Source organism: Paracoccus sp. FO-3, assembly GCF_006386455.1.
GTDB classification, from domain to species: Bacteria; Pseudomonadota; Alphaproteobacteria; order Rhodobacterales; family Rhodobacteraceae; genus Paracoccus; species Paracoccus versutus.
Genome location: NZ_VCBQ01000268.1, coordinates 1 through 1,232, shown reverse-complemented (window position 1 = coordinate 1,232; position 1,232 = coordinate 1). Strand labels below are relative to the sequence as shown.

General features: G+C 58.8%; 1 protein-coding gene. It reads right to left on the bottom strand.

Annotated features, from left to right (window positions below):
- Nucleotides 1–105: 105 nt before the first annotated feature.
- Nucleotides 106–1,063, bottom strand: a protein-coding gene (locus FE811_RS26890; RefSeq protein WP_370362717.1) for an IS5 family transposase whose coding sequence is annotated in 2 segments (ribosomal slippage) — nucleotides 106–336 and nucleotides 338–1,063 — 957 coding nt in all. Because the reading frame shifts where the segments join, the coding sequence is not laid out codon by codon here.
- Between the last annotated feature and the right edge of the window lie 169 nt (nucleotides 1,064–1,232).

Below are 1,232 nucleotides of genomic sequence, written 5' to 3'. Positions count from 1 at the left end.
TATGGTTTGATCGTTCGGAAGGCGTGAGACAGTTTGTTGGCGGCCAGTTAAGCGACTTCAAGTCCGCCATTTTGGCGGTGTGGTGTATTCTTGGCAGATCCGCCCTCATGCCATCAGCTTTCTTCGCACCAGGAATAAGTTGCCAAGCGCGAACAGCGTGAAGATCTGGGCGCGGTTCTTGGCGAGGCCCCGGTAACGGGTATTCACGTGGCCAAACTGGCGCTTGATGGCCCGGAATGGGTGCTCGACCTTGGCCCGAACCATAGCAATGATCCGGTTGATGCGCTCGTCGATGGGATGCAGCTTGCCGCCTTTCGGGGCCTTGCGCATGACGCCCCCAGACCTTGTCCGGCCCCTTGAATGCCGCCTCGCGCTCGGCGCTGACATAGCTCTTGTCGGCCCAGACCGAGTCTTCGTCACCATGCAGCAACTCGTCCCAGACATGGCTGTCGTGGACCTTGGCGGTCGAGGTATCCAGGCTGTGACCAACGCCGCTGTCAGCATCGACGCCAATGTGCGCCTTCATGCCAAAATACCAGTCATTTCCCTTCTTGGTGGATGACGCCTCCGGATCGCGGCCCCCCGCCTTGTTCTTTGTCGAGGACGGTGCGTCGATAGTAGTCGCGTCGACCAGCGTTCCCGAACGCAAGCCGATGCCCTTGCCTGCCAGTTGCGCGTTCACATCTGCAAAGATCGCCTCGGTCAGCCCGTGCCGCTCCAGCAGGTGGCGGAAGTTGAGGATGGTGGTCTCGTCAGGAATACGGTCGTCGCCCAATTCGATCCCGGCAAAGCGGCGCATCGCCTCGCTGTCGTAGAGCATTTCCTCGGCCATCGCCTCGCTCAGGGCATACCAGTTCTGCAGGAAATACAACCGCAACGTCACCTCTAACGGCATCAGCGGGCGGCCACCTTTCGGCCCCACCTTCGGATAGTACGGCTCGATCTGCGCCAGAAGGCGACCCCAGGGCGCCACCGCATCCATCTCCGCCAGGAACAGCTCACGCCGCGTCTGCTTCTTCTTCATCGCATCGCGAAAACCGGGTAGGACGGGCTGCTTTAGCATCGAAACGGCTCCTTGGACACGCACCACAAGTTTATCAGACCACACTAAAAATATGAGGTTTTTCAGACGCCCCCTAACTTCATACCAGTCCCTGCATACTCAGGATTAGCATCATGTTTTACGGCCACGAGTCAAGAACTTTGGGAACGTCTGATCAACGGGTTCGGCT